17 protein-coding genes are annotated in these 19,230 nt (G+C 62.6%); 12 read left to right on the top strand and 5 right to left on the bottom strand.

Annotated features, from left to right (window positions below; all coding sequences use genetic code 11):
- Positions 1–1,224: an MFS transporter gene (locus ACFUOZ_RS16500; protein WP_377550053.1), complete on the bottom strand. Its 1,224-nt coding sequence runs from the start codon at positions 1,222–1,224 to the stop codon at positions 1–3.
- A 129-nt stretch (positions 1,225–1,353) separates the two neighbouring features.
- Here ACFUOZ_RS16500 and ACFUOZ_RS16495 point away from each other — a divergent pair, with 129 nt between their 5' ends.
- The 4 genes from ACFUOZ_RS16495 (at position 1,354) to ACFUOZ_RS16480 (ending at position 4,934) form a co-directional block, all read left to right on the top strand.
- A complete protein-coding gene (locus tag ACFUOZ_RS16495) occupies positions 1,354–2,226 on the top strand; it encodes a helix-turn-helix transcriptional regulator (protein WP_377550051.1) in 873 nt (290 codons plus the stop codon).
- 18 nt (positions 2,227–2,244) lie between these two features.
- Positions 2,245–2,640: a cupin domain-containing protein gene (locus ACFUOZ_RS16490; protein WP_377550049.1), complete on the top strand. Its 396-nt coding sequence runs from the start codon at positions 2,245–2,247 to the stop codon at positions 2,638–2,640.
- A 7-nt stretch (positions 2,641–2,647) separates the two neighbouring features.
- The gene (locus ACFUOZ_RS16485; RefSeq protein ID WP_377550047.1) at positions 2,648–3,178 is read left to right on the top strand and encodes a class IV adenylate cyclase; all 531 of its coding nucleotides are present in this window, start codon (positions 2,648–2,650) and stop codon (positions 3,176–3,178) included.
- Between the two features lie 604 nt (positions 3,179–3,782).
- Entirely contained in the window at positions 3,783–4,934 is a 1,152-nt protein-coding gene (locus ACFUOZ_RS16480; protein ID WP_377550045.1) for a GGDEF domain-containing protein, read from the top strand.
- A 52-nt stretch (positions 4,935–4,986) separates the two neighbouring features.
- On the opposite strand, the gene ACFUOZ_RS16475 is transcribed toward ACFUOZ_RS16480, so the two are convergent.
- A complete protein-coding gene (locus ACFUOZ_RS16475; protein WP_377550043.1) occupies positions 4,987–6,306 on the bottom strand; it encodes an MFS transporter in 1,320 nt (439 codons plus the stop codon).
- A 72-nt stretch (positions 6,307–6,378) separates the two neighbouring features.
- Complete coding sequence (locus ACFUOZ_RS16470) at positions 6,379–7,125, bottom strand: aspartate dehydrogenase domain-containing protein (RefSeq protein ID WP_377550041.1); 747 nt, start codon at positions 7,123–7,125, stop codon at positions 6,379–6,381.
- 129 nt (positions 7,126–7,254) lie between these two features.
- Between ACFUOZ_RS16470 and ACFUOZ_RS16465 the strand changes: the two genes are divergently transcribed.
- The 3 genes from ACFUOZ_RS16465 (at position 7,255) to ACFUOZ_RS16455 (ending at position 9,557) form a co-directional block, all read left to right on the top strand.
- Entirely contained in the window at positions 7,255–8,022 is a 768-nt protein-coding gene (locus ACFUOZ_RS16465) for an IclR family transcriptional regulator (RefSeq protein ID WP_377550039.1), read from the top strand.
- Positions 8,023–8,104: 82 nt separating this feature from the next.
- Complete coding sequence (locus ACFUOZ_RS16460; RefSeq protein ID WP_377550037.1) at positions 8,105–9,262, top strand: WD40/YVTN/BNR-like repeat-containing protein; 1,158 nt, start codon at positions 8,105–8,107, stop codon at positions 9,260–9,262.
- Positions 9,263–9,269: 7 nt separating this feature from the next.
- On the top strand, positions 9,270–9,557 hold the full coding sequence (locus ACFUOZ_RS16455; protein WP_144660593.1) for a MoaD/ThiS family protein: 288 nt from the start codon (positions 9,270–9,272) through the stop codon (positions 9,555–9,557).
- Positions 9,558–9,597: 40 nt separating this feature from the next.
- On the opposite strand, the gene ACFUOZ_RS16450 is transcribed toward ACFUOZ_RS16455, so the two are convergent.
- Positions 9,598–9,834: a hypothetical protein gene (locus tag ACFUOZ_RS16450; protein WP_144660595.1), complete on the bottom strand. Its 237-nt coding sequence runs from the start codon at positions 9,832–9,834 to the stop codon at positions 9,598–9,600.
- Between the two features lie 233 nt (positions 9,835–10,067).
- On the opposite strand from ACFUOZ_RS16450, the gene ACFUOZ_RS16445 reads away from it, so the two are divergent.
- Positions 10,068–12,833: an FG-GAP-like repeat-containing protein gene (locus ACFUOZ_RS16445; protein WP_377550034.1), complete on the top strand. Its 2,766-nt coding sequence runs from the start codon at positions 10,068–10,070 to the stop codon at positions 12,831–12,833.
- A gap of 187 nt (positions 12,834–13,020) precedes the next feature.
- On the opposite strand, the gene ACFUOZ_RS16440 is transcribed toward ACFUOZ_RS16445, so the two are convergent.
- The gene (locus ACFUOZ_RS16440; protein ID WP_377550032.1) at positions 13,021–14,343 is read right to left on the bottom strand and encodes an MFS transporter; all 1,323 of its coding nucleotides are present in this window, start codon (positions 14,341–14,343) and stop codon (positions 13,021–13,023) included.
- A gap of 200 nt (positions 14,344–14,543) precedes the next feature.
- Between ACFUOZ_RS16440 and ACFUOZ_RS16435 the strand changes: the two genes are divergently transcribed.
- From ACFUOZ_RS16435 to pcaH, 4 genes are all read left to right on the top strand, one after another.
- Complete coding sequence (locus tag ACFUOZ_RS16435) at positions 14,544–15,314, top strand: IclR family transcriptional regulator (protein WP_377550030.1); 771 nt, start codon at positions 14,544–14,546, stop codon at positions 15,312–15,314.
- Between the two features lie 198 nt (positions 15,315–15,512).
- Positions 15,513–16,430: a shikimate dehydrogenase gene (locus ACFUOZ_RS16430; RefSeq protein ID WP_377550028.1), complete on the top strand. Its 918-nt coding sequence runs from the start codon at positions 15,513–15,515 to the stop codon at positions 16,428–16,430.
- Complete coding sequence (locus ACFUOZ_RS16425; protein WP_377550026.1) at positions 16,430–18,301, top strand: bifunctional sugar phosphate isomerase/epimerase/4-hydroxyphenylpyruvate dioxygenase family protein; 1,872 nt, start codon at positions 16,430–16,432, stop codon at positions 18,299–18,301. Before ACFUOZ_RS16430 ends, ACFUOZ_RS16425 begins: the two co-directional genes overlap by 1 nt.
- A 41-nt stretch (positions 18,302–18,342) precedes the next feature.
- Positions 18,343–19,227, top strand: a complete 885-nt coding sequence (pcaH, locus tag ACFUOZ_RS16420; RefSeq protein ID WP_377550024.1) for a protocatechuate 3,4-dioxygenase subunit beta — start codon at positions 18,343–18,345, stop codon at positions 19,225–19,227.
- The last annotated feature ends 3 nt before the right edge of the window (positions 19,228–19,230 follow it).

Here is a 19,230-nt window from a genome sequence, read left to right as displayed (position 1 = left end):
TCATCCTCGGTTGGGAGTTGGTGCCAGGTTCAGCCTAAAGGCAAGCAACGCGGCCACCACAAGAACCAGGGCACTGGCAAAGAACGTGCTTTCAAAGCCGAGGGTGTCGAACAGGACGCCGCCAAGAGTGGATCCCAGGGCAATGCACGTCTGCACCACGGCCACCATGAGGCCGCCGCCCTGTTCGGCGTTGTGGGGCATCGCTTGGGCTACCCAGCTCCACCAGCCCACCGGAGCGGACGTTCCCAACAGGCCCCAAAGGGCCAGAAGAACAACGACGACGGCGAACACCGCACCGAAGGGCACGAGGGCAACCGCGATGAGGGCCATGACGGCGGGTATGACCATGAGCGTCCGGTGCAGGTTGGATCCCAGGAAGCGGCCGATGAGGAGTGTCCCTGCGAATCCGGACACACCCATGACCAACAAAACCAGCGACACCAGTGTCACTTCCACATGCGTCACGGTTTCCAGGAAAGGCCGCACATACGTGAAGAGGATGAACTGGCCCATGAAGAAGGTCCCGCAGGCGGCCATGCCCCAAGCGACAGTCCGGTCCTTGAAAGCGGTGAAGATCGTGAGAATGTCGCGCGCTTTGGTATGGCTGGTAGGCGCTTCCAAGGACGGCAAGGACATCCAAAGCCACACCACGCATACTGCGGAGACGGGCACAAGGCAGAGAAACGCTCCCCGCCAACCGATGAAGGAACCCAGGTAACTGCCCAAGGGCGCTGCCAGCACGGTGGCCAAGGCGTTGCCGCCATTGACGATCGCCAGCGCACGGGGGACCCGGGACGGGGACACCAGCCGGATCGCCGTGGCCGCGGACATGGACCAGAATCCGCCGATGACCACGCCAATGGCCGCCCGGCCCACCATGAAAGGCAAGTAACCTGGCGCCAGCGCTATCAGGGCTCCTGAGGCGCCCATCAGGGCCGCTAGCCCGATCAGCAGCGTGCGCCGGTTCATTTTTCCGGTCACCGTGGAAATCGAAAGACTCGTGAGAACGGCGAACAGGCCCGATATTGCAATGCCTTGTCCCACCAGCCCCTCGGAGACCTGAAGATCCCGGGCCATGGGAGTCAGGAGGCTGACGGGCATGAACTCCGACGCCACAACGGCGAAAGCCCCGAAGGACATGGCGAACACGCCTCCCCAACGGCTGACGACGTCGGTGCCTTCCTTGTGCGCGCTGTGCGCGACGGTGGGTGTATCTGCTGACATGGATTGGCCTCTCAGGTGAACAACTGGGATCCATCGGACCATGGCCTCGGGGACAGGTGGGAGGCCCGGTTTATACAGGTTCCAACAGAACCTCTCACCCCAGGCTGGCGGGGTCGTAACGTGGTGGGCATGGACAATCGGTCGGAAGTGCGGGAGTTCCTGATGTCCCGCCGCGCACGCATTACCCCCGAACAGGCGGGCATTGAAGCTTTCGGTATTCGCCGTCGGGTCACGGGCCTGCGCCGCGATGAGGTGGCACGCCTCGCCGGCGTGAGTGTTGATTACTACATCCGCCTGGAGCGGGGAAACCTCTCCGGTGTGTCGGACAGCGTGCTGGACGCCATTGCCGGGGCGTTGCAGCTGGACCGTGCGGAGACCGAGCACCTCTACGATCTCGCGCGGACAGCCAACAGGGGTGCCCGGACCAAGGTGAAGAAGGCCGTTCACACGATCGACCCTGCGCTGCAGTACTTTTTGGACTCCATCACGGGCGCGCCGGCTCTCATTTCGAACCACCGTATGGATGTGGTTGCCGCGAACGCGCTGGGGTATGCCATGTACTTCGACCTCTTCCGGAGCACTGCAGGGCCGGCCAACCATTCCCGGTTCATCTTCCTGGACCCCCGGGGGAGGGACTTCTACCCGGATTGGAACCGGGCAGCAAACACCAATGTGGAGATCCTGCGCCGCCATGCGGGCCGTTTCCCGCATGACAAAGCCATTGCCGAACTGGTCGGCGAGTTGTCCATGCGCAGTGAGGAGTTCCGTACTCTATGGGCCGCGCACAATGTCAGGCGCCACCGATCCGGGATGAAGAATTTCCACCACCCCGTGGTCGGTCCCCTGGAACTGACCTATCAACAACTTGAACTCGACGAGGACACCGGTCTTCACGTCACCGTCTACCCGGCCGTTCCCGGAAGCGCCAGTGAGGAAGCCTTGAAACTACTGGCATCGTGGGGAGCCACGGAGAACGTCGTAGAAAAAGCCAATGTCCGTTGAACCTTTGAGGAGCAAGACATGAGATACACACCCAGCGGAGGCCGGACAGCAGCTGGACCCGAAGAATGGTTCACAGGGACCGTGCAGATCGACAGCATCAGGACGCCGGATGGGCAATCGGCTGTCGGTAGTGCCCACGTCCGTTTCGCCCCCGGTGCCCGGACTGCCTGGCACCATCACCCCAAGGGCCAAACGCTGTATGTCACCGACGGAATAGGGCTGGTGGCTACGCGGGACGGCGGGATACAGGAGATCCGCCCCGGCGACGTCGTCTACATCGAACCCGGAGAGGAACACTGGCACGGTGCCACCCCGGATCGGTTCATGGCGCACGTCGCGATGCAGGAAGCGGACCGGAACGGCGACGTCGTGACCTGGCTCGAGCACGTATCCGACGAGGATTACATGGCCTAGCAGAATCATGCCGACGAACATGGAAATCAAGGCGAGAGTGGAAAGCCTCCAAAAGTTGTTGCCGCTCGTGGCGTCTCTTGCAGACTCGGGGCCCGAGCATGTAGCCCAGGACGACACGTTCTTTCCTTGCCCGAACGGTCGGCTCAAGCTTCGGGTTCTCGACGTGACACACGGTGTGCTGATCTTTTACCGCAGGGAAGATGAAGCCGGCCCCAAACCCTCGTTCTACGTGCACTCAGAAACCACCGACCCGGACGGACTCCGGTCAATCCTTGCGGATGCCTACGGAGAACTGGGGCGCGTCAGAAAAAGCCGCACGGTTTTTCGTATCGGCGAGACCAGGGTTCATCTCGACTGTGTCGATGGATTGGGTGAGTTCCTGGAGTTGGAGGTGCCGGTTGGAGACAAAATGGCGCTCCACGCCGCTGAGTTTGAAGCGCACCGGCTCCTCGCAGCATTCGGAGTTGAGGAAACCGCGCTCGTCGAGGGCGCTTACCTGGATCTGCTCAACGCGGCAAGCCGTACGGACGCCACCTAAGGACTAGCCTGGGTGCCGCGCGTCTGATTCAACCGAAGAGGCATGCCCGTAGGTAGGCTGAGTTATCAGGCAAACGCCTGCTGCGCTGTTAATGAACGAAAGACCCGACGGCAATCGGGTCTTTGTTCTGAGCAGTGCGCTCATTTGTGCGGTTAAGAGGGTCATATCCTCACTGTTCGCACTTTGAGTCTATGGCCCTACGCGCGTGGGGCGCAATGTTGTTATGCCCACTACCACGCGCGTGCCGTGCCGTTTTCCTTCGGGAGGAGGTGTCGGCATGGAATCCAAACGGAAACGCGAGGAACCATGGGGCGCTTGGAACTTGATGGTCAACATCATTCGACTAATCGTTGATGGTGCCCGCCTGTTCTGGCACAACATCCCCTAGATGGGAGCGGTGGTCGTCAACCCGGTTGACGGCCACCGTCTGTGGTTCAGTCCTCGAACAAGGTCGCTGACGAGGGGGCGTTCCGTCAGGGCTGAAATTGGGCCGCCCTGCCAATGCGTTTGTAATCGCCATCACATTCCGCCGCGTCGTGTTTCGCCCATTTCTCCACTTGGCCTTTAGGCTGGCCGATGAATGGGGGGATCCATGTTGGATTTATTGAGCTTGAAATTGGCGTTGGCCGTGGTCACGTTGACATTGTGGGTGCTTTTTCTGGGGTCGTACCGGAGGACCCGCTCCCTTTACAGTGCCTATTGGTCGGCGGCCCTCGGATGCTGGCTGGGCGGCATTGGGGCGTACTTGTTGAAGGAAACCGAATGGAGCAGGACGGCCGTCCCCTTCGGCAACGCATTGTTGGTGGCGGGAGCGTTCGGGGTGTGGGCGGGCTTCCGGTCACTCAGGAGTTTGGACACACCATTGTGGCTACTCTTCGCGGCCCCCGGGGTGACCGCCTTCGCCGGATTTTCCGAGGAAAACCCCGACGGCGCGTGGCTGGGTGTGCTGGTTTACTTCAGCCTCATGGGGGTCGGGATGGCGCTCGCCGCCCGTGAGCTTGCCCTGTTGAAGTCCCAGGCCTCGCAAGCCCACAAACCCCTGCTGATCGTCGCAGTTGTCCTCGTTGCGTACTTCGGCTGCCGGATCGTGGTGTACGCCGCGGAAGGACCGGACAGCGAAATCCTGCGCACCTTCTTCGCCCCAGCTGTGACGTGCTTGCTGCTGATCATGTTGTTGGTCCTGGTTTCGTTCAGCATGACGGCGCTTAACAACCATCAGCTCATCTCGGTGCTTAACGAGCGGGCAATGCGCGACGGCATGACTGGTTTGCTCAACCGCCAAGCGTTCATGGAGTTGGCCGACCGGGAGCTCGCCGGGCTGCAAAGGGCAGGGTTGTCGGCCGCAGTCATCCTGGCCGATCTTGACCATTTCAAATCCGTGAACGATACCCACGGCCATGCCGCGGGGGATGCTGCCATCCGGGCGTTTGCGGTGGCGTGCAAGGGAACGCTGCGCAAGACCGACCTGGTGGCCAGGTACGGCGGGGAGGAATTTGTCATCCTGCTCCCCGGCGCCGACGAGGTCAGTGCCGAGGCCATCTCCACCGAAATCAGCCGAAGGCTGGCTGCTGCCCCGGCCCCTGACGGACTTGAATTCCCCACCGTCAGCTACGGGATTTCGTCCACCCCCATTGCCGGACCGACGCTCGCACAGCTGATTTACACCGCGGACGGAGCCCTGTACCAAGCCAAAGCGGCGGGCCGGAACCGGGCGTTCATCGCGGAAAGCCCCCTGGACCCGGAACCCGCCACCTGACGGCACGCAACGTGTTCCCCACTGCTTCAGAACAGGCAACGCCCCTGCCCCGTCATTCTGCGGATGTCAGCTTTTCCTTCCGGCCTGTGTTGGGGAGAGCCACAAGACAAAGGATGCTGATCGCTGCAGTCGCGGCAAGGTAGACCGCCACGGGATCCGTGCTTCGTCCACTGGAGGCAAAGAGCGCGGTGGCAATCACTGGAGCCAGGCCGCCGCCCAGGACGTTGCCCAACTGGTAGCCCAGGGAGATGCCGCTGTAGCGGACTCCGGTGCCGAAGAGCTCTGCAAAGAAGGCCCCCATGGGGGCATGGATGGCAGCCGACCCGCTGTAGGCCACCACGACGGCGGCCAAGATAACCCCGGGCTCTTGCGTGCGGACCAACGGGAACAGGGCGAAGGCAAAGAGGAACAGGAACGCCCCGCCCAAAAGCATGACGGGCTTACGGCCGATCCGATCGGAGAGAGCCGCCCACGCAGGGACGGTGACCACCTGCAACAGCAGTCCAAGCATTGAGGCGTTGAGAAGCAACGTCCGCGGCAAGGCCAGCTCCTGGGTGCCGTAGCTGAGGAGGAAGGTGAAGACGATGTAGACGAACGTGGAGTACCCGATCAGTGCCCCGGTGGACAGCAGGATGGTTTTGGGCTGATTGCGGATGACCTGCAGGACCGGAAGTTTTGTTGCTGCGGACCCACGCTTGGCATCAAGGAAGGCAGGCGTCTCGTCGATTCCGAACCTGACCAGAAGGCCGACGGCGCCAATCACGATACTGGCGAGGAACGGTAGGCGCCACCCCCATGAGATGAAATCCTCCTTCGGCATTCCACCAAGGAGCGCGAAGGCTCCGGTGGCAAGGAGGGCGCCAATCGACACGCCAAGGATGGTCCAGCTGCCATAGAATCCGCGCTTATGGGCAGGAGCGTGCTCGATGGCAATCAACGCCGCGCCGGCAAATTCGCCGCCGGCCGCGAACCCTTGTATCAGGCGCAGGAGCACCAAGCCGATAGGAGCCCACACGCCGATTTGGGCGTAGGTAGGGAGTGCCCCGATGAGGACAGTACAAGCGCCCATGAAGATAAGGGTCAGGAGCAGCATGCGCTTTCGGCCCAAACGGTCGCCGAAATGGCCGATCACGATCCCACCCAGCGGCCGGGCAACGAAACCCGTGGCAAATGTCGCCAAGGACAACAGAGTGCCGATGATCGGATCGGTCGCCGGAAAGAAGACCACGTTGAAGACCGTGGATGCCGCGATGGCGTAGGCCAGGAAGTCGTAGTATTCGATCGCCGTTCCTGCGCACGACGCCGTAGCCAGCTTGATCAGCGACGGACGGGGTGCCGTACCTGGTGCTGGGGCTGCCTCGTTTGACGTCATTTCCTTCACAGTTCACCTCGTTTGTTTGGTCACGCACCTTGGCGTCTTTGCCGCGGCGCATAGGGGTTGTGGTTATCCGAAGACCAGCCCGGGCTGCGATTCCATGGCTTTCTGCAGGCTGCCGAGCACGGAACCCGCCATCTCCGTACCTGAGACACCGTTCATTGGCTGCTCTTTGATGACGTGGAGACGTGAACCATCTGCTCCGGTGGCCGCAGTTTCCAGACGCCCGAGCGTGGCGTTGGGATCGCTGACGAGCCGGGCCCTGCAGTTGTCCAGGCCGACGGTTGCCAGTGCGTAGGTCACCATGGCGTTGACGTTCCTCGGGTACAGCGCCGCAATTCCCCGCACCGGTCCGTCGTAGAGGACAGTCCGCCTGTCTACGTGCTCGGGGGCCGGATCCAGGCTGGAGGGGGACTTTACGAACTCGATGGTTGCTGTTTCCCACAGTTGGGAAACGTGGCTTTCAACGCCCACCAATGCGCCATGTGGCAGGATCAAGCGGGTCCCGTATTTCTTGGCGGTTTCCTCCAAGGCGACGCGGACGGCGTCGTCCACCAATGCACCGCACGAAAGGACCATCAGGTCCGACGTCGTCAGGATCCGGGCGCCATGTTTCCTGATCACTTCAGGGTGGGCGGCTTCGACCACCAGGTCGGTTTCGCGAAGGTCTTCTCGGGTGGCCATGGTGGTGGTGGCAATGCCCGTGCCCACGGTGCGTCCCTGAACAAAGGCCAGGCTGTGGCCTTTTGTTTGCAGTACGTAGGAGGCGATGCTGGTTGCTATTCCGCCGCTGCCAATCACGCCTATCCGTGCCACAACCACTCCTGATCTTCATGGGACTGCCGCTCCGGGGGAGGGCTGATGGTGATAAATGTAAGGGAGCAAGCCCGCATGAAGGAATAGTCTTGGGTATCATTCCTTTATGCGGAATATAAGGATTTGCAGATGAGTGACACCTTGCAGTCTGTCCAGCAGGCCCTCCGGATTCTGGACGCGCTGCAGAGAAAGCCTGAGTTGGGCATCACTGATGTGGCGAACGAGTTGGGCTGCGCCATGTCTACGGCCCACAGGTTAGTCGCCACCTTGGCTGAGGCCGGTTATGTACAGCGATCCACCACTGGCAGGAAGTACAGGCTCGGGCCGGCGATGCTGGGGGCGAACGACGCCGCTGCCATCGAGCACTGCATCGAAAAAGCGCAGCCCCACATGGAGAGTCTTCGAGACCTGTCCGGCGAAACCGTGCAGTTGGCCATCTTGCAAAAGGCCTCGATCCGTTTCGTTGCCGGCGTCGAGTCCCGCAATATCATGCGCGTGACAAGCCGCGTCGGGACGATCATGCCCGCGCACGCGACAGCCTCCGGAAAGTTGCTGCTGTCGCTTCGGGAGGATGCTGAACTCGCCCGTCTCTATCCGGACGGCTTGGGCGAGCCTCTGACGCCCGCGGGGGAAAGCACCATGGACCGGTTCCTGGAGCAGGTCCACCGTGCCCGGGAAGAGGGCTTCGGACGGAGCATGAATGAGGTGGAAATGGGAGTGGCGGCGCTCGCCGTCGCGGTGAATCGTCCAAAAGGGCGGGTTCTCTGCGCGCTTACCGTCAGCGGTCCGACGTCGCGCTTTGGTGCCGGTGAGCAAGCGGGAAACCCGACCCGCGCGGCGCTCTTAAAGGAACTACGGGCCCACGCGGACAGGATCTCGGTCGAGTTGACGTTCTAGATTCACTGTTGATGACTACTGCTGCGTCGGCTTTCCACATAAGCCACGAAACCCATTGCCCTGCCCACGCGGCGATGGTTCGATGGGTTTCATGGCTACCGCAGAAAGTTATGTCCTGGCGATTGGGACCAAGAAAGGCCTGTGGCTGGCAACCAGCCCTGACCGAAAAGATTGGTCCCTCTCCGGCCCGCACTTCCTGATGAGCGAGATACCGAGCATCGGGATAGATACGCGGGACGGCAAAACAAGGATCATGGTGGGGGTGCGCTCAGAGCACTGGGGGCCTACTGTGGCACATTCAGACGACCTCGGCGCCACCTGGACCGAGCCCGAGCAAGGTGCCATCAAATTCCCGGATGGCACCGACGCAGCGCTCGAACGCGTCTGGCAGATCTACCCCGACGCCGACTCCCGCCCGGGCGTGGTCTGGGCGGGGTGCGAACCGATTTCAGTGTGGAAATCAGTCGACGGCGGTGAACACTTCGAGCTGAACCGCGGCTTGTGGGACCACCCCCACCGCTCCGAGTGGGGTGCCGGTTACGGCGGCGCGGCGGCACACTCGATCGTGGTTGACCCATCCGGTGAGAAGGTCCACATCGCCATGAGCACAGGTGGCGTTTACAGATCGCTCGACGGCGGTGCCTCCTGGGAGCCACGTAACAAGGGTATTTCTGCCTACTTCATGCCCGATCCCAACCCGGAGTTTGGTCAGTGCGTCCACAAGATTGCCGCCGATGCTGCCGTCGAGGGCCGGCTATACGCCCAGAACCACCACGGCGTGTACCGGACGGACGATAACGGTGAAAATTGGGGCTCGATCGCGGAAGGACTGCCTGCCGATTTCGGCTTCGTTATGCTGACCCACCCACGCCGGGAAGGGACGGCCTGGGTCATTCCCTTGAAAGCTGACGGTGAACGCATCCCGCCCGGCAGCAAACTGAGCGTCCACAGGACCGATGACGCCGGCAACACGTGGAAGGAACTGCACACCGGTCTCCCGGATCACGAATACAACGCCGTTCTCCGGGATGCGGCATCCGTGGATACTGCTGAGCCCGTGGGGGTGTTCTTCGGAACCCGCGGCGGTTCCGTGTACGCCAGCGCGGACGAAGGCGAAACCTTCACTGAAGTGGCCTCACACTTGCCGGATGTGCTCTGCGTGCGCGCCGCCGTCGTGGTTGGCAGCGTGGACGGAAGCGCGTCCGCAGAGCCGGCGGCCAGCGCCCCGGTACCTGGTTAGGCCCGTTGTGGCTGACTTTACGGTCCTTTTGCCTGGCGTCCTGCAGCCGCTCGTCGGCGGACAGTCCTATCTGACTGCGTCCGCCGACGGTGCTGTGACCGTTGGACAGTTGTTGGACTCGGTGACCGGAGATTATCCGGTGCTGGCCAGGCGTTTGCGTGATGAAACCGGAGCGCTCCGCCGCTTCGTGAATATTTACGTGAACGGCGACGAGGTCCGGCGATTGAATGGTCTTGATACGGAAGTCGCGGCCGGCCAGGAAGTTTTGATAGTCCAGTCCGTAGCCGGCGGCTGAGGGGCAGCGGGTGTCCAGCCGTGTGTCAGGAAATCCTGCTTCAGGCGACGCGCCACACAGTGCATTCGTCGGTATTGATGGCTTTTCTCATCCCGGAGGCGTAATCCATGATCCAGACGACGCCGATCCCCGGGGCTGTTTCCTGGACGCGTCCGCGACGTATCACCACGTCGTCATAGGCGGGGCCGACCGACAGGCGGGCCTCGATTTCGTCTCCGCGGTGGAGCTGGCTGATCGCGCGTATTCGTGTGGTGTGAGTGGTGACTTCCTTCAGCATGGTGTCCTCCTGGCTGGAGCTGGTGCCGGCACTTGCCGGCTATTCCAGTGTGGCCGGGCATTGTTGCCACGGTATTTCGGTGTGGTTAGGGTCCGGTTAGCATTCCGGGATGCTTGGATTTCTTCGCGGGCACGGTGTCGCGTGTTTCCGCAGGCCAGCGCCCCCGCGGCTGTAGCCTGATCTCGGTTGTTGAGGCCACAGCGACCACAGGCTCCGTCCTCCCAGGAGATCCAATGGGTGTATTGCAGCGATCCATAGCGCTGTCCACAGGCTTGGTGGTATTCGCCGCCGGCCTGTTTTTTGTCCAAGCCCCGGCGACAGCCGTACCCCTTCCGGGGCCCGATAATCCGAACGTCCAATTCGTCGAGGGCACCCCACACTCTGAGCATGTCTTCGAGACGCCCCTACCGGAGGTCAAGCAACCCACAAAGGGGCAGTCCGACGTCGATTCCCTGCTCCGTGACGGGGCTGCGGCAGCTGGTCCGAGCGGCAATATCAGCGTCCGGCTGGTCACCGCGAAACTGGCGGACAACACCAACCCGGTTTCCATGGCGGACGCCGGTAAGGCTGTAGTGTCCACCAGCAATTACTGGAAAGCCATGACGGCCAACAAGCTGTCCATGACGGTGACCAGTCAAGTTGCCGGTCACCAGTCGAAAGCCCGCTCCACAGACAGTTACAGCACCATCATCTCCACCATCACGAGCGAGCTGAACTGGACAGCCAGCCCTTACTCGGCGTTGGTTGTCTTCATTCCGACGTCCACGTTGTCAGGCAACGCGCTTGGCGCAGGGTACAGCAGCGGCAGCTACAGCGGCCGCGTGCTTCTGCCCCAGATCAGCAACTTCACCAACAACGTGATGAGCCACGAGTTCGGGCACGTCATCGGTCTGATGCACGCAGATGCCCTCCAGTGCGGCAGTGGGGTGTCCGACGTCGGGGTCAACAGCAACGGCCAATTCACCGATCCCTCCTGCTATATCCGCGAGTACGGCGATACCACCGACATCATGGGGGCTGCCCAGTATTCGTTGCCGGCTGTCAGTTCCACGTTTTGGGACTACGCAGGGTTTGGCCGGGGCGATGAGATCCGTGACGTGGGAGTCGCGACAGGCTCCAAGAGCTACACACTCAAGCCGTGGGGCGGCACGGAAGCGCAGCGCGCGGTCAAGTTCACCGATCCCGTCAGCAAAGAGGTCTATTACCTGGAGCTCAGGGAACCGGCGGGCTACGACAACTATCTGGGCACCGCCGACAACTATCTGGGCACCGCCGACAACTATCTGGGCACCGCCGGAAAACCGGGCAACATGGGAGTCAAGATCGCCCAGCGCGGCGGCGCCACCATCGCTTCCTCCTTGATCCTGATGCCGTCGACCAAGCCGTTCCCGGAGCCTTGGTACGCCAGCAACCACGCGTGGCAGGCAGGCAGCACCTTCACCACCTACACCGGAACGCAGGTGACCATTAATGCGGTGTCGTCGACGTCGGCTACCGTCACCATTACTGCCGATGCGCGGCTCACAGCCAAGCTCCGCTTTTCAGCAGGCGACTTCGACGCCGACGGGCTCGCCGACGTCCTGTCCCGTGAGTCCGACGGCTCCTTGATGCTGTATGCCGGTTTGCCGGGCAACAGGCTGGACAACCCGCGCCAGGTCGGCTCCGGATGGAACATTTTCAACGCGATCACCGGCTTTTCGGATTTCGATGGAGATGGACGAAGTGACATCCTGGCCCGCACCAGTGACGGTGACCTGTGGCTGTACCCAGGCAACGGTAACGGCGGTTTCCTGGCCAAACGGCAAATCGGGTCCGGTTGGCAGGGCTTCACAAACATCATCGGCGTGGGCGATTTCGACGGCGATGCCCGCGTCGACGTCATGGCTACCAAATCCGATGGCAGCCTCTGGCTGTACCCAGGCGATGGCCAGGGCGGCTTCCGAGCCTGGTCGCAGATCGGCTCGGGCTGGAACGGCTTCACCAGCATCACGTCCGACGGCTCCTTCGGGCTCCTTGCGCGGACAAGCGACGGCACCCTCTACCAGTACCCCGGCAACGGTTGGGGCGGCTTCGTGCCCCGCGTCGCACTCGGAAGTGGTTGGAACACGGTGGGCGACATTGTCAGCGGACAGGACTTTACGGGCGACAAGAAGTCGGACGTCCTGACGGTGACGTCCACCGGAACCATGCGCCTCTACCCGGGCAGCGGCGCGGGCTTTGCCGACCGCTTGACTATTGGCGCTGGCTGGAACCAGTTCAGCCAGGTCTGGGAAGCAGGGGATTTCGACGGCGATGCTGTCGCGGACATTCTGGCCCGTGGCACCGATGGCGCGTTGTGGCTTTATCCGGGGAATGGTTCGGGCGGCTTCCGCCCGCGCGTTCTGGTCGGAACGGGCTGGAACGCCTTCAATACCGTCCTCAGCGCCGGAGATTTCGACGGCGATGGTCACCCGGATCTTGTCGCCAGGACAGCGGACGGGGTGCTGTGGATGTATCCGACTGACGGCCACGGACAGTTCCTGCCGCGAAAGCAGATCGGTGTGGGCTGGCAGGGGTTCAATGAATTGCTGGCTCCTGGTGACTTCAACGGTGACGGGAAAGCCGACCTGGTGGCACGGACAACCAATGGCAGCCTGTGGCTCTATCCCGGGAACGGCGTGGGCGGTTTCCTTCCCTGGAGGCAGATCGGTACCGGGTGGGACATCTTTGATTCCGTTGTCCAGGGCGGGGACTTCAACGGCGACGGCCGGGAGGACATCATGGCCCGGGGAACTGACGGGACGCTGTGGCTCTACCCGGGCAACGGCAGTGGCGGCTTCCTGGCGCGGGTGGCCTTGGGAAGCGGATGGAACACCCTCAGCTCATTTGCGGCTCTGGGCAATGCTTTCACCGGCACGGGTAATCCGTCCGTGGTGGGCGTTGCCGGGAACGGTTTGCTCTTCCTGTACACGGGGACGGGCCAGGGGAGCTTCCAGTCCGTTGTGCTGGATCCCCGTTAGGCGGCTCCTGCCCGGTTGCCTTGGTTGATGCGTTGGCGTGGGCACGGAAAAGCCCGGCATGTCGGGGAACATGCCGGGCTTTCCGTTTGTCGTCACCAGTGTGCACTGCCGGGAAGGTGTGCATTTCCCAAGAAGGTGTGCGCTCCCAGGAACCGGGAAGGAGCGCGCCTGTTGGTGAGGCCCGGGCTTACTTGTGCAGGCCGAGTTCTGCGGTGGGGACCTTGGCTGATTCGCGGGCGGTCAGGGCGGAGATAGCCGCGATGATGCAGATCACTCCGCTGAAGATGGAGATCTGCACCCAGCCTCCAGCCTTGGTTCCGCCCATTGCGGTGACGATGGCCGGTGCGAAGCCTGCCATCAGGAAGCCCAGCTGCGTGCCGATTGCGAGGCCGGAGAAGCGGACCTTGGTGCTGAACATTTCACCGTAGAAGGAAGGCCAGACGGCGTTGGCGGCAGCGTATCCGCAGGAGAAGAACGCGATGGAGACCAGGAACATCAGCGGGACATTGCCGGACTCGAGGGTCAGGAGGAACACCGGGGTCATGATCGCGCTCGCGACGGCTCCATAGATGAAGACGGGTTTCCGACCGATCTTGTCCGCCAGCATGCCGAACAATGGTTGGGTTCCGAGAGCAACCACGTTGGCCGCAACTACCAGCCACAGGGTGATGGTGCTGTTGACGTGGGCAACGTCCTGGGCGTACTTGATGGCCAAGGTTCCAAATACGGTGCTCACTGCGGCGATGAACGCACAGCAGACTACGCGGAGAACGTCGCGCCAGTGCAGGCGCAGAAGGTCGGCAACGGGGAGCTTGGAGATTTCGTTGTTCTTCTTGGCTTCGGCGAATGCCGGCGGCTCGTGCAGGGTGCGGCGAATAAAGAACGCCACCAGTACTACTACGGCGCTGAGCCAGAACGGGATACGCCAGCCGATGCCGTACTTGATCTCGTCCGGCAGTGCCACCACTGGAATGAAGACAAGTGCGGCGAGGATCTGCCCGCCCTGGGTGCCCGTCAGGGTCCAGGAGGTGAAGAAGGAACGGCGGTTGTCCGGGGCATGTTCCAGCGTCATCGAGGAAGCGCCGGCTTGCTCGCCTGCGGCCGAGAGGCCCTGGCAAAGACGGGCGAGCACCAGAAGGACAGGAGCCCACCAGCCGATGGTCTTGAAGTCGGGGAGGCAGCCGATCACGAACGTGGCAGCACCCATGAGCACCAGGGTGAACATGAGGACCTTTTGGCGTCCGATCCTGTCACCGAAGTGGCCCAGGATGATCGCCCCCACGGGACGGGCGACATAGGCGAAGCCGAAGGTCGCGAAGGACATGATGGCCGCATTGGCGTCGGCGTCCGGGAAGAAGACGTGCGGGAAGATCAGCGCTGCGGCGGATCCAAAGATGAAAAAGTCGTAGTACTCAACGGCGCTGCCAAGGAAGCTGGCGAGGGCTGCTTTCTTGGGAGTACCCGTCGTTGATGCAGTGCCGGGCGTCGCTGACGGCATTGTTTGGCTCATGGGAGGTTCCTTCTGTGACAACGGTGTCGCGGGTGAAGCTGGAAGGGAGTGGCGAGCGAGGTGCGGCTGGCTGCTCCGAAAGTAACCACATGGTGAGAGCTACTTGTGCAATACAGCAATAGTGGCTGTGAGAGCGGTCACTTGTCAATAGTTGTCGCCACTATCTAGAAATAGCTCTCACTATGTGAGAGCATCGAAACATGAGTGTGAAAGAGGACACAAAGACCGACATGGTCGGCAAAGCCCTGAGTCTGTTGGTGCTGCTCGGTAACGAGCCAAAGGGCGCAAGCGCGGCCGACCTCGCCCGCAGCGCGAACCTGCCCTTCAGTACTACCTACCGCCTGCTGGGTTCGCTGACCCGCGATGGCTTCGTGGATTATGAACCGGACGGCCGCCGCTACCACTTGGGTCTGAGGGTCTTCCAGCTTGGGCAGAGGGTGTCAAACCATCACGGCTTTGCGGCCACGGCGCTTCCGGTGCTGCAGCGGGTCACCGAGCGCACTCACGAGGCAACCATCCTCTCGGTCCGCGATGGCGATCATCATTTGACGGTCAACAAGGTGGACGGGCCCAAGACCTTCCGGGTCACCAGCGACCCGGGTCACCTCGGCGCCTTGCACACAACGTCGGTGGGCAAGGCGATCGTGGCATTCGAAACCGAGCTGGAGCGGAAGCGCCTCCTTGAGGAGCTTCCCCTTGAGGCCCTGACTGAGCATTCCATCACGGACCGGGACAAGTTCCGCGAGGAAATCGAGCAGGTCCGCCGCCAGGGTTATGCCGTGATGGACGAGGAAAACGAGATCGGTATGCGCGCCGTCGCCGTGCCGGTCCTCAACTCGCAGGGTCACGCCTTCGCTTCGCTGGCCGTCGCGGTCCCTGTGTTCCGCCTGACCATGGAGGAACTCATTGCCCACGTCCCAACGCTCCAGGAAGCAGCGGCTGAACTCGCGGCCCGCCTGCCCCAGCGCTGACCCAACTAGGTGACAGCAGCCGTCCCTATGAGCGCTGGGTGGAACGTTTGCTGTCACCTAGTTGGGTGCGCACGCTGGAAATGTTCGCGATAAGAACAAGCGTGCGGAATATGAACAACTGTAGTAATCTGGATAACACCGCAGCCGAAGCGTCCCTGAAACGCCAGGCTGCGGGACTGAAGTAAAAGGAGCTTGAGGATGAGCAACCGAGCCGAATCCGTTCTGGTGGGCCTGATTGGTGAAGGCGTCATGCCCTCGCTCACTCCGCCCATGCATGAACGCGAGGCCGATGTGCAGGGCCTTCGCTTGCTGTACCGCCCCATCGACCTGCTGGAACTCGCATTGCCGGCCACCGCCGTCGGCGATCTCCTCACAGCAGCCCGGCGGATGGGCTTCAACGGCCTGAACATCACGCACCCCTGCAAGCAGCTGGTGCTGGGTCACCTTGACGAAATTTCCGACGACGCCGCTCGCCTGGGCGCCGTCAATACGGTCCTGATCCAGGACGGCCGGTTCATCGGCCACAACACAGACTTTTCCGGCTTCGGTTCGGCGCTCGCCGACGGACTTCCCGGAGCCAAGCTGGACCGGGTGGTCCAGTTGGGCGCTGGAGGTGCCGGTTCCGCCGTCGCCTACGCGCTGCTCAAAGCCGGAGTAAAGACCCTGGACCTCGTGGACATGGATTCCGCGCGTGCGGCCGAGCGTGCCGCGGAACTTGGCAGCCTCTTCAATGAAGCCACAGTCACGCCGCGGGGCCTGGACGAGCTGCCTGGGCTGATGCCCCTCGCCGACGGACTCGTGCACTGCACCCCGATCGGCATGGCCGCCCACCCCGGCCTGCCGCTGGATATCGCGCTCCTGGAACCCCGCCACTGGGTAGCGGACATCGTCTACCGCCCCATCGAGACGCAACTGGTCCGCGAAGCGCGCGCCAAGGGTTGCGCAGTGCTCGACGGCGGCCGCATGGCGGTTGGGCAGGCGGCCGACGCCTTCAAGCTCTTCACCGGAAGGGACGCCGACCGTGACCGGATGCGCGCGCACTTCCTGGAACTGATCGCCTTGGAAGACGCCGCAGCCTCGCTCACCGCCGGCACCCTCGCAAAGGCGGCCCACTGATGCGTACCGGAATAGCCACTGTCTGCCTGTCCGGCACCCTGAAGGAGAAGATGCAGGCCTGCGCCATCGCGGGCTTCGATGGCATCGAGATCTTCGAGCAGGACCTCGTCACGTCGTCATTGAGCCCTGAAGATGTGCGCAAAATGGCCGCTGACCTCGGCTTGGGCCTTGACCTCTACCAGCCGTTCCGCGATTTCGACGGCGTCACTCCGGACCTGCTGAAAGCCAACCTCAAGCGCGCGGAAGCCAAGTTCAAGCTGATGGCCCGCCTTGGCATGGACACCATCCTGGTCTGCTCCAACGTGGCGACAGCGACCATTGACGATGACCAGCTGAGGGCGGAACAGCTCGCTGAGCTCGCCGGACTGGCGGGTGACCACGGAGTCAAGGTTGCCTACGAAGCTTTGGCCTGGGGCAAGTACGTCAACGACTACGAGCACGCGTACCGCTTGGTCGAGATGGTCGACCACCCCAATCTGGGCACGTGCCTGGACTCCTTCCACATCCTCTCCCGCGACTGGGACACCGCGCCGATCGAGGACATCAACGCGGAGAAAATTTTCTTCGTCCAGGTAGCGGATGCCCCCAAGCTGAGCATGGACGTGCTGTCCTGGAGCCGCCATTACCGGGTTTTCCCCGGAGAGGGCCAGTTCGAGCTCGCCAAGTTCATGGGCCACGTGGTCCGCGCAGGTTACACCGGGCCCGTCTCCCTGGAGGTCTTCAATGATGTGTTCCGCCAGTCGGACGTGGAGCGGACCGCCGTGGATGCCATGCGCTCACTCATCTGGCTGGAAGAACAGAGCGCCAAGTGGCTGGCAAGCACGCCGGCGGCTGACGCGGCAGCAGCCCAACAGAACGCCCGCCGTCGTTATCCCATGGAACTGGCCACGCTGCCCAAGGTGAACGAGCCCGCCGGGTTCAACTTCGCCGAGGTCAAGGCCGACGACACCGCCCAACTGGAGAAACTCCTCGGGCAGCTGGGCTTCGAGTTCGAGGGCTGGCACCGCACCAAGGACGTCCAGTTGTGGACCATGGGCCAGGCCCGGGTGATCATCAACGAGCAAGCGGCATCGCACACGGAACCGGCTATCGCCGCTTTGGGGTTCGACGTCGACTCCCCGGTAATTGCCTCCGCCCGGGCCCAGCAGCTCAAGGCCCCTGTGGTCGCCCGCAAGGTGCAGGCGGACGAGGAAGTGTTCCAGGGCATCTCAGCACCGGACTCCACCGAGATCTTCCTGTGCCAGGGAAACCCGGACGGTACGGCGGCGTGGACCCACGAATTCGGCGAAGGGCTGGAGCACGTTTCGAGCGGCACATCAGCCGTGATCGACCACGTGAATTTGGCCCAGCCGTGGCAGCACTTCGACGAAGCCGTTCTCTTCTACACGAGCGCCCTCGCCCTGGAGCCGCAGCCGTTTGCCGAGGTGCCCAGCCCCAGCGGCTTGGTGCGCTCGCAGGTCATGCAGACCAGCAACGGGGCAGTCCGGCTGGTGCTGAACCTGGCCCCCGCGCAGCAGGCCGAAAAGGCACGCAAGACTTATCAGGAACACATCGCGTTCGCCGTGGATGACCTCGTGGCGACAGCCCGGTCAGCACGGGACCGTGGCCTCGAGTTCCTGCAGATTCCGGCCAACTATTACGAGGACCTGGATGCGCGGTTCGATCTTGAACCGGGTTTCCTGGCCACCCTCCAGGAGCTCAACCTCCTGTATGACCGGGACGCCAACGGCGAATTCCTCCACTTCTACACCGCCACAGTGGGCAGTGTGTTCTTCGAAATGGTGGAGCGCCGGGGCAACTACGACGGCTACGGAGCCCCGAATGCACCTGTCCGCCACGCCGTCCAATACGACTCACTCCACCGGGCATAGCCGCCCGATCCAGAAGAAGAATCCATAGAAAGGAGCCGGTTGTGCCGCAAGACAACACTGCACAAATCAACTCTGTCCAGGCTCTCGAGTCCGAGGAACTCGTGCCGCCAGCTGAGCCGCACGCCGCGCATGAGTCCAAGAAGGTGGAAACGCAGGCGGACCTCAGCGCAGAGATCAAGTCGATCGGCGACCGTTATGCCGAGGCACTGAAGAACGGCAAGGCTCCCGAGACAATGCCGCGCCTGGACTACGCGCCGTACCGCAGCTCCATCCTGCGCCATCCGACCAAGAGCCTGCACCACGCCGACCCGGAGACCATCGAGCTTTACTCGCCGGCATTCGGGCACCAGGACGTGCACGCGCTGGAATCGGACCTGACCATCCAGCACAACGGTGAGCCCCAGGGTGAGCGCATCATCGTCTCCGGGCGCGTACTCGACGGCGACGGTCGTCCGGTTGCCGGGCAGCTCGTGGAAATCTGGCAGGCAAACGCTTCCGGCCGGTACATCCACAAGCGCGACCAGCACCCCGCACCGCTCGACCCGAACTTCACCGGCGTCGGACGCTGCATCACCGGCGCCGACGGTTCCTACAGCTTCACCACCATCAAGCCCGGCGCGTACCCGTGGAAGAACCACCTCAACGCGTGGCGCCCGGCCCACATCCACTTCTCCATGTTCGGCTCGGAGTTCACGCAGCGCATCGTCACCCAGATGTACTTTCCGGGCGACCAGCTCTTCCCGTTGGACCCGATCTACCAGTCCATCGTGGACCAGGACGCCCGTGACCGCCTGGTGGCCCAGTACGACCACGAGCTGACCAGCCCCGAGTGGGCCCTCGGCTACAAATGGGACATCATCCTGACCGGTTCCAAGCGGACCTGGACCGAGAACGAAGCATTCGGCGACGCCGGGGACGAGGAGTAGGCA

Source organism: Paenarthrobacter sp. NPDC057355, from assembly GCF_042667405.1.
Classification (GTDB): domain Bacteria; phylum Actinomycetota; class Actinomycetes; order Actinomycetales; family Micrococcaceae; genus Arthrobacter.
The sequence above is the reverse complement of the archived record's forward strand: the minus strand, read 5'-3'. Positions and strand labels throughout refer to the sequence as shown.

What these genes read in the sequence shown, in the direction of transcription:
- ACFUOZ_RS16445 (WP_377550034.1), top strand. Translation starts at nt 10,068, where the DNA reads ATGGGTGTATTGCAGCGATCCATAGCGCTGTCCACAGGCTTGGTGGTA.
- ACFUOZ_RS16465 (WP_377550039.1), top strand. Translation starts at nt 7,255, where the DNA reads ATGAGTGACACCTTGCAGTCTGTCCAGCAGGCCCTCCGGATTCTGGAC.
- ACFUOZ_RS16475 (WP_377550043.1), bottom strand. Translation starts at nt 6,306, where the DNA reads ATGACGTCAAACGAGGCAGCCCCAGCACCAGGTACGGCACCCCGTCCG.
- ACFUOZ_RS16450 (WP_144660595.1), bottom strand. Translation starts at nt 9,834, where the DNA reads ATGCTGAAGGAAGTCACCACTCACACCACACGAATACGCGCGATCAGC.
- ACFUOZ_RS16460 (WP_377550037.1), top strand. Translation starts at nt 8,105, where the DNA reads ATGGGTTTCATGGCTACCGCAGAAAGTTATGTCCTGGCGATTGGGACC.
- ACFUOZ_RS16425 (WP_377550026.1), top strand. Translation starts at nt 16,430, where the DNA reads ATGCGTACCGGAATAGCCACTGTCTGCCTGTCCGGCACCCTGAAGGAG.
- ACFUOZ_RS16435 (WP_377550030.1), top strand. Translation starts at nt 14,544, where the DNA reads ATGAGTGTGAAAGAGGACACAAAGACCGACATGGTCGGCAAAGCCCTG.
- ACFUOZ_RS16440 (WP_377550032.1), bottom strand. Translation starts at nt 14,343, where the DNA reads ATGAGCCAAACAATGCCGTCAGCGACGCCCGGCACTGCATCAACGACG.
- ACFUOZ_RS16485 (WP_377550047.1), top strand. Translation starts at nt 2,648, where the DNA reads ATGCCGACGAACATGGAAATCAAGGCGAGAGTGGAAAGCCTCCAAAAG.
- ACFUOZ_RS16495 (WP_377550051.1), top strand. Translation starts at nt 1,354, where the DNA reads ATGGACAATCGGTCGGAAGTGCGGGAGTTCCTGATGTCCCGCCGCGCA.
- ACFUOZ_RS16500 (WP_377550053.1), bottom strand. Translation starts at nt 1,224, where the DNA reads ATGTCAGCAGATACACCCACCGTCGCGCACAGCGCGCACAAGGAAGGC.
- ACFUOZ_RS16430 (WP_377550028.1), top strand. Translation starts at nt 15,513, where the DNA reads ATGAGCAACCGAGCCGAATCCGTTCTGGTGGGCCTGATTGGTGAAGGC.
- ACFUOZ_RS16490 (WP_377550049.1), top strand. Translation starts at nt 2,245, where the DNA reads ATGAGATACACACCCAGCGGAGGCCGGACAGCAGCTGGACCCGAAGAA.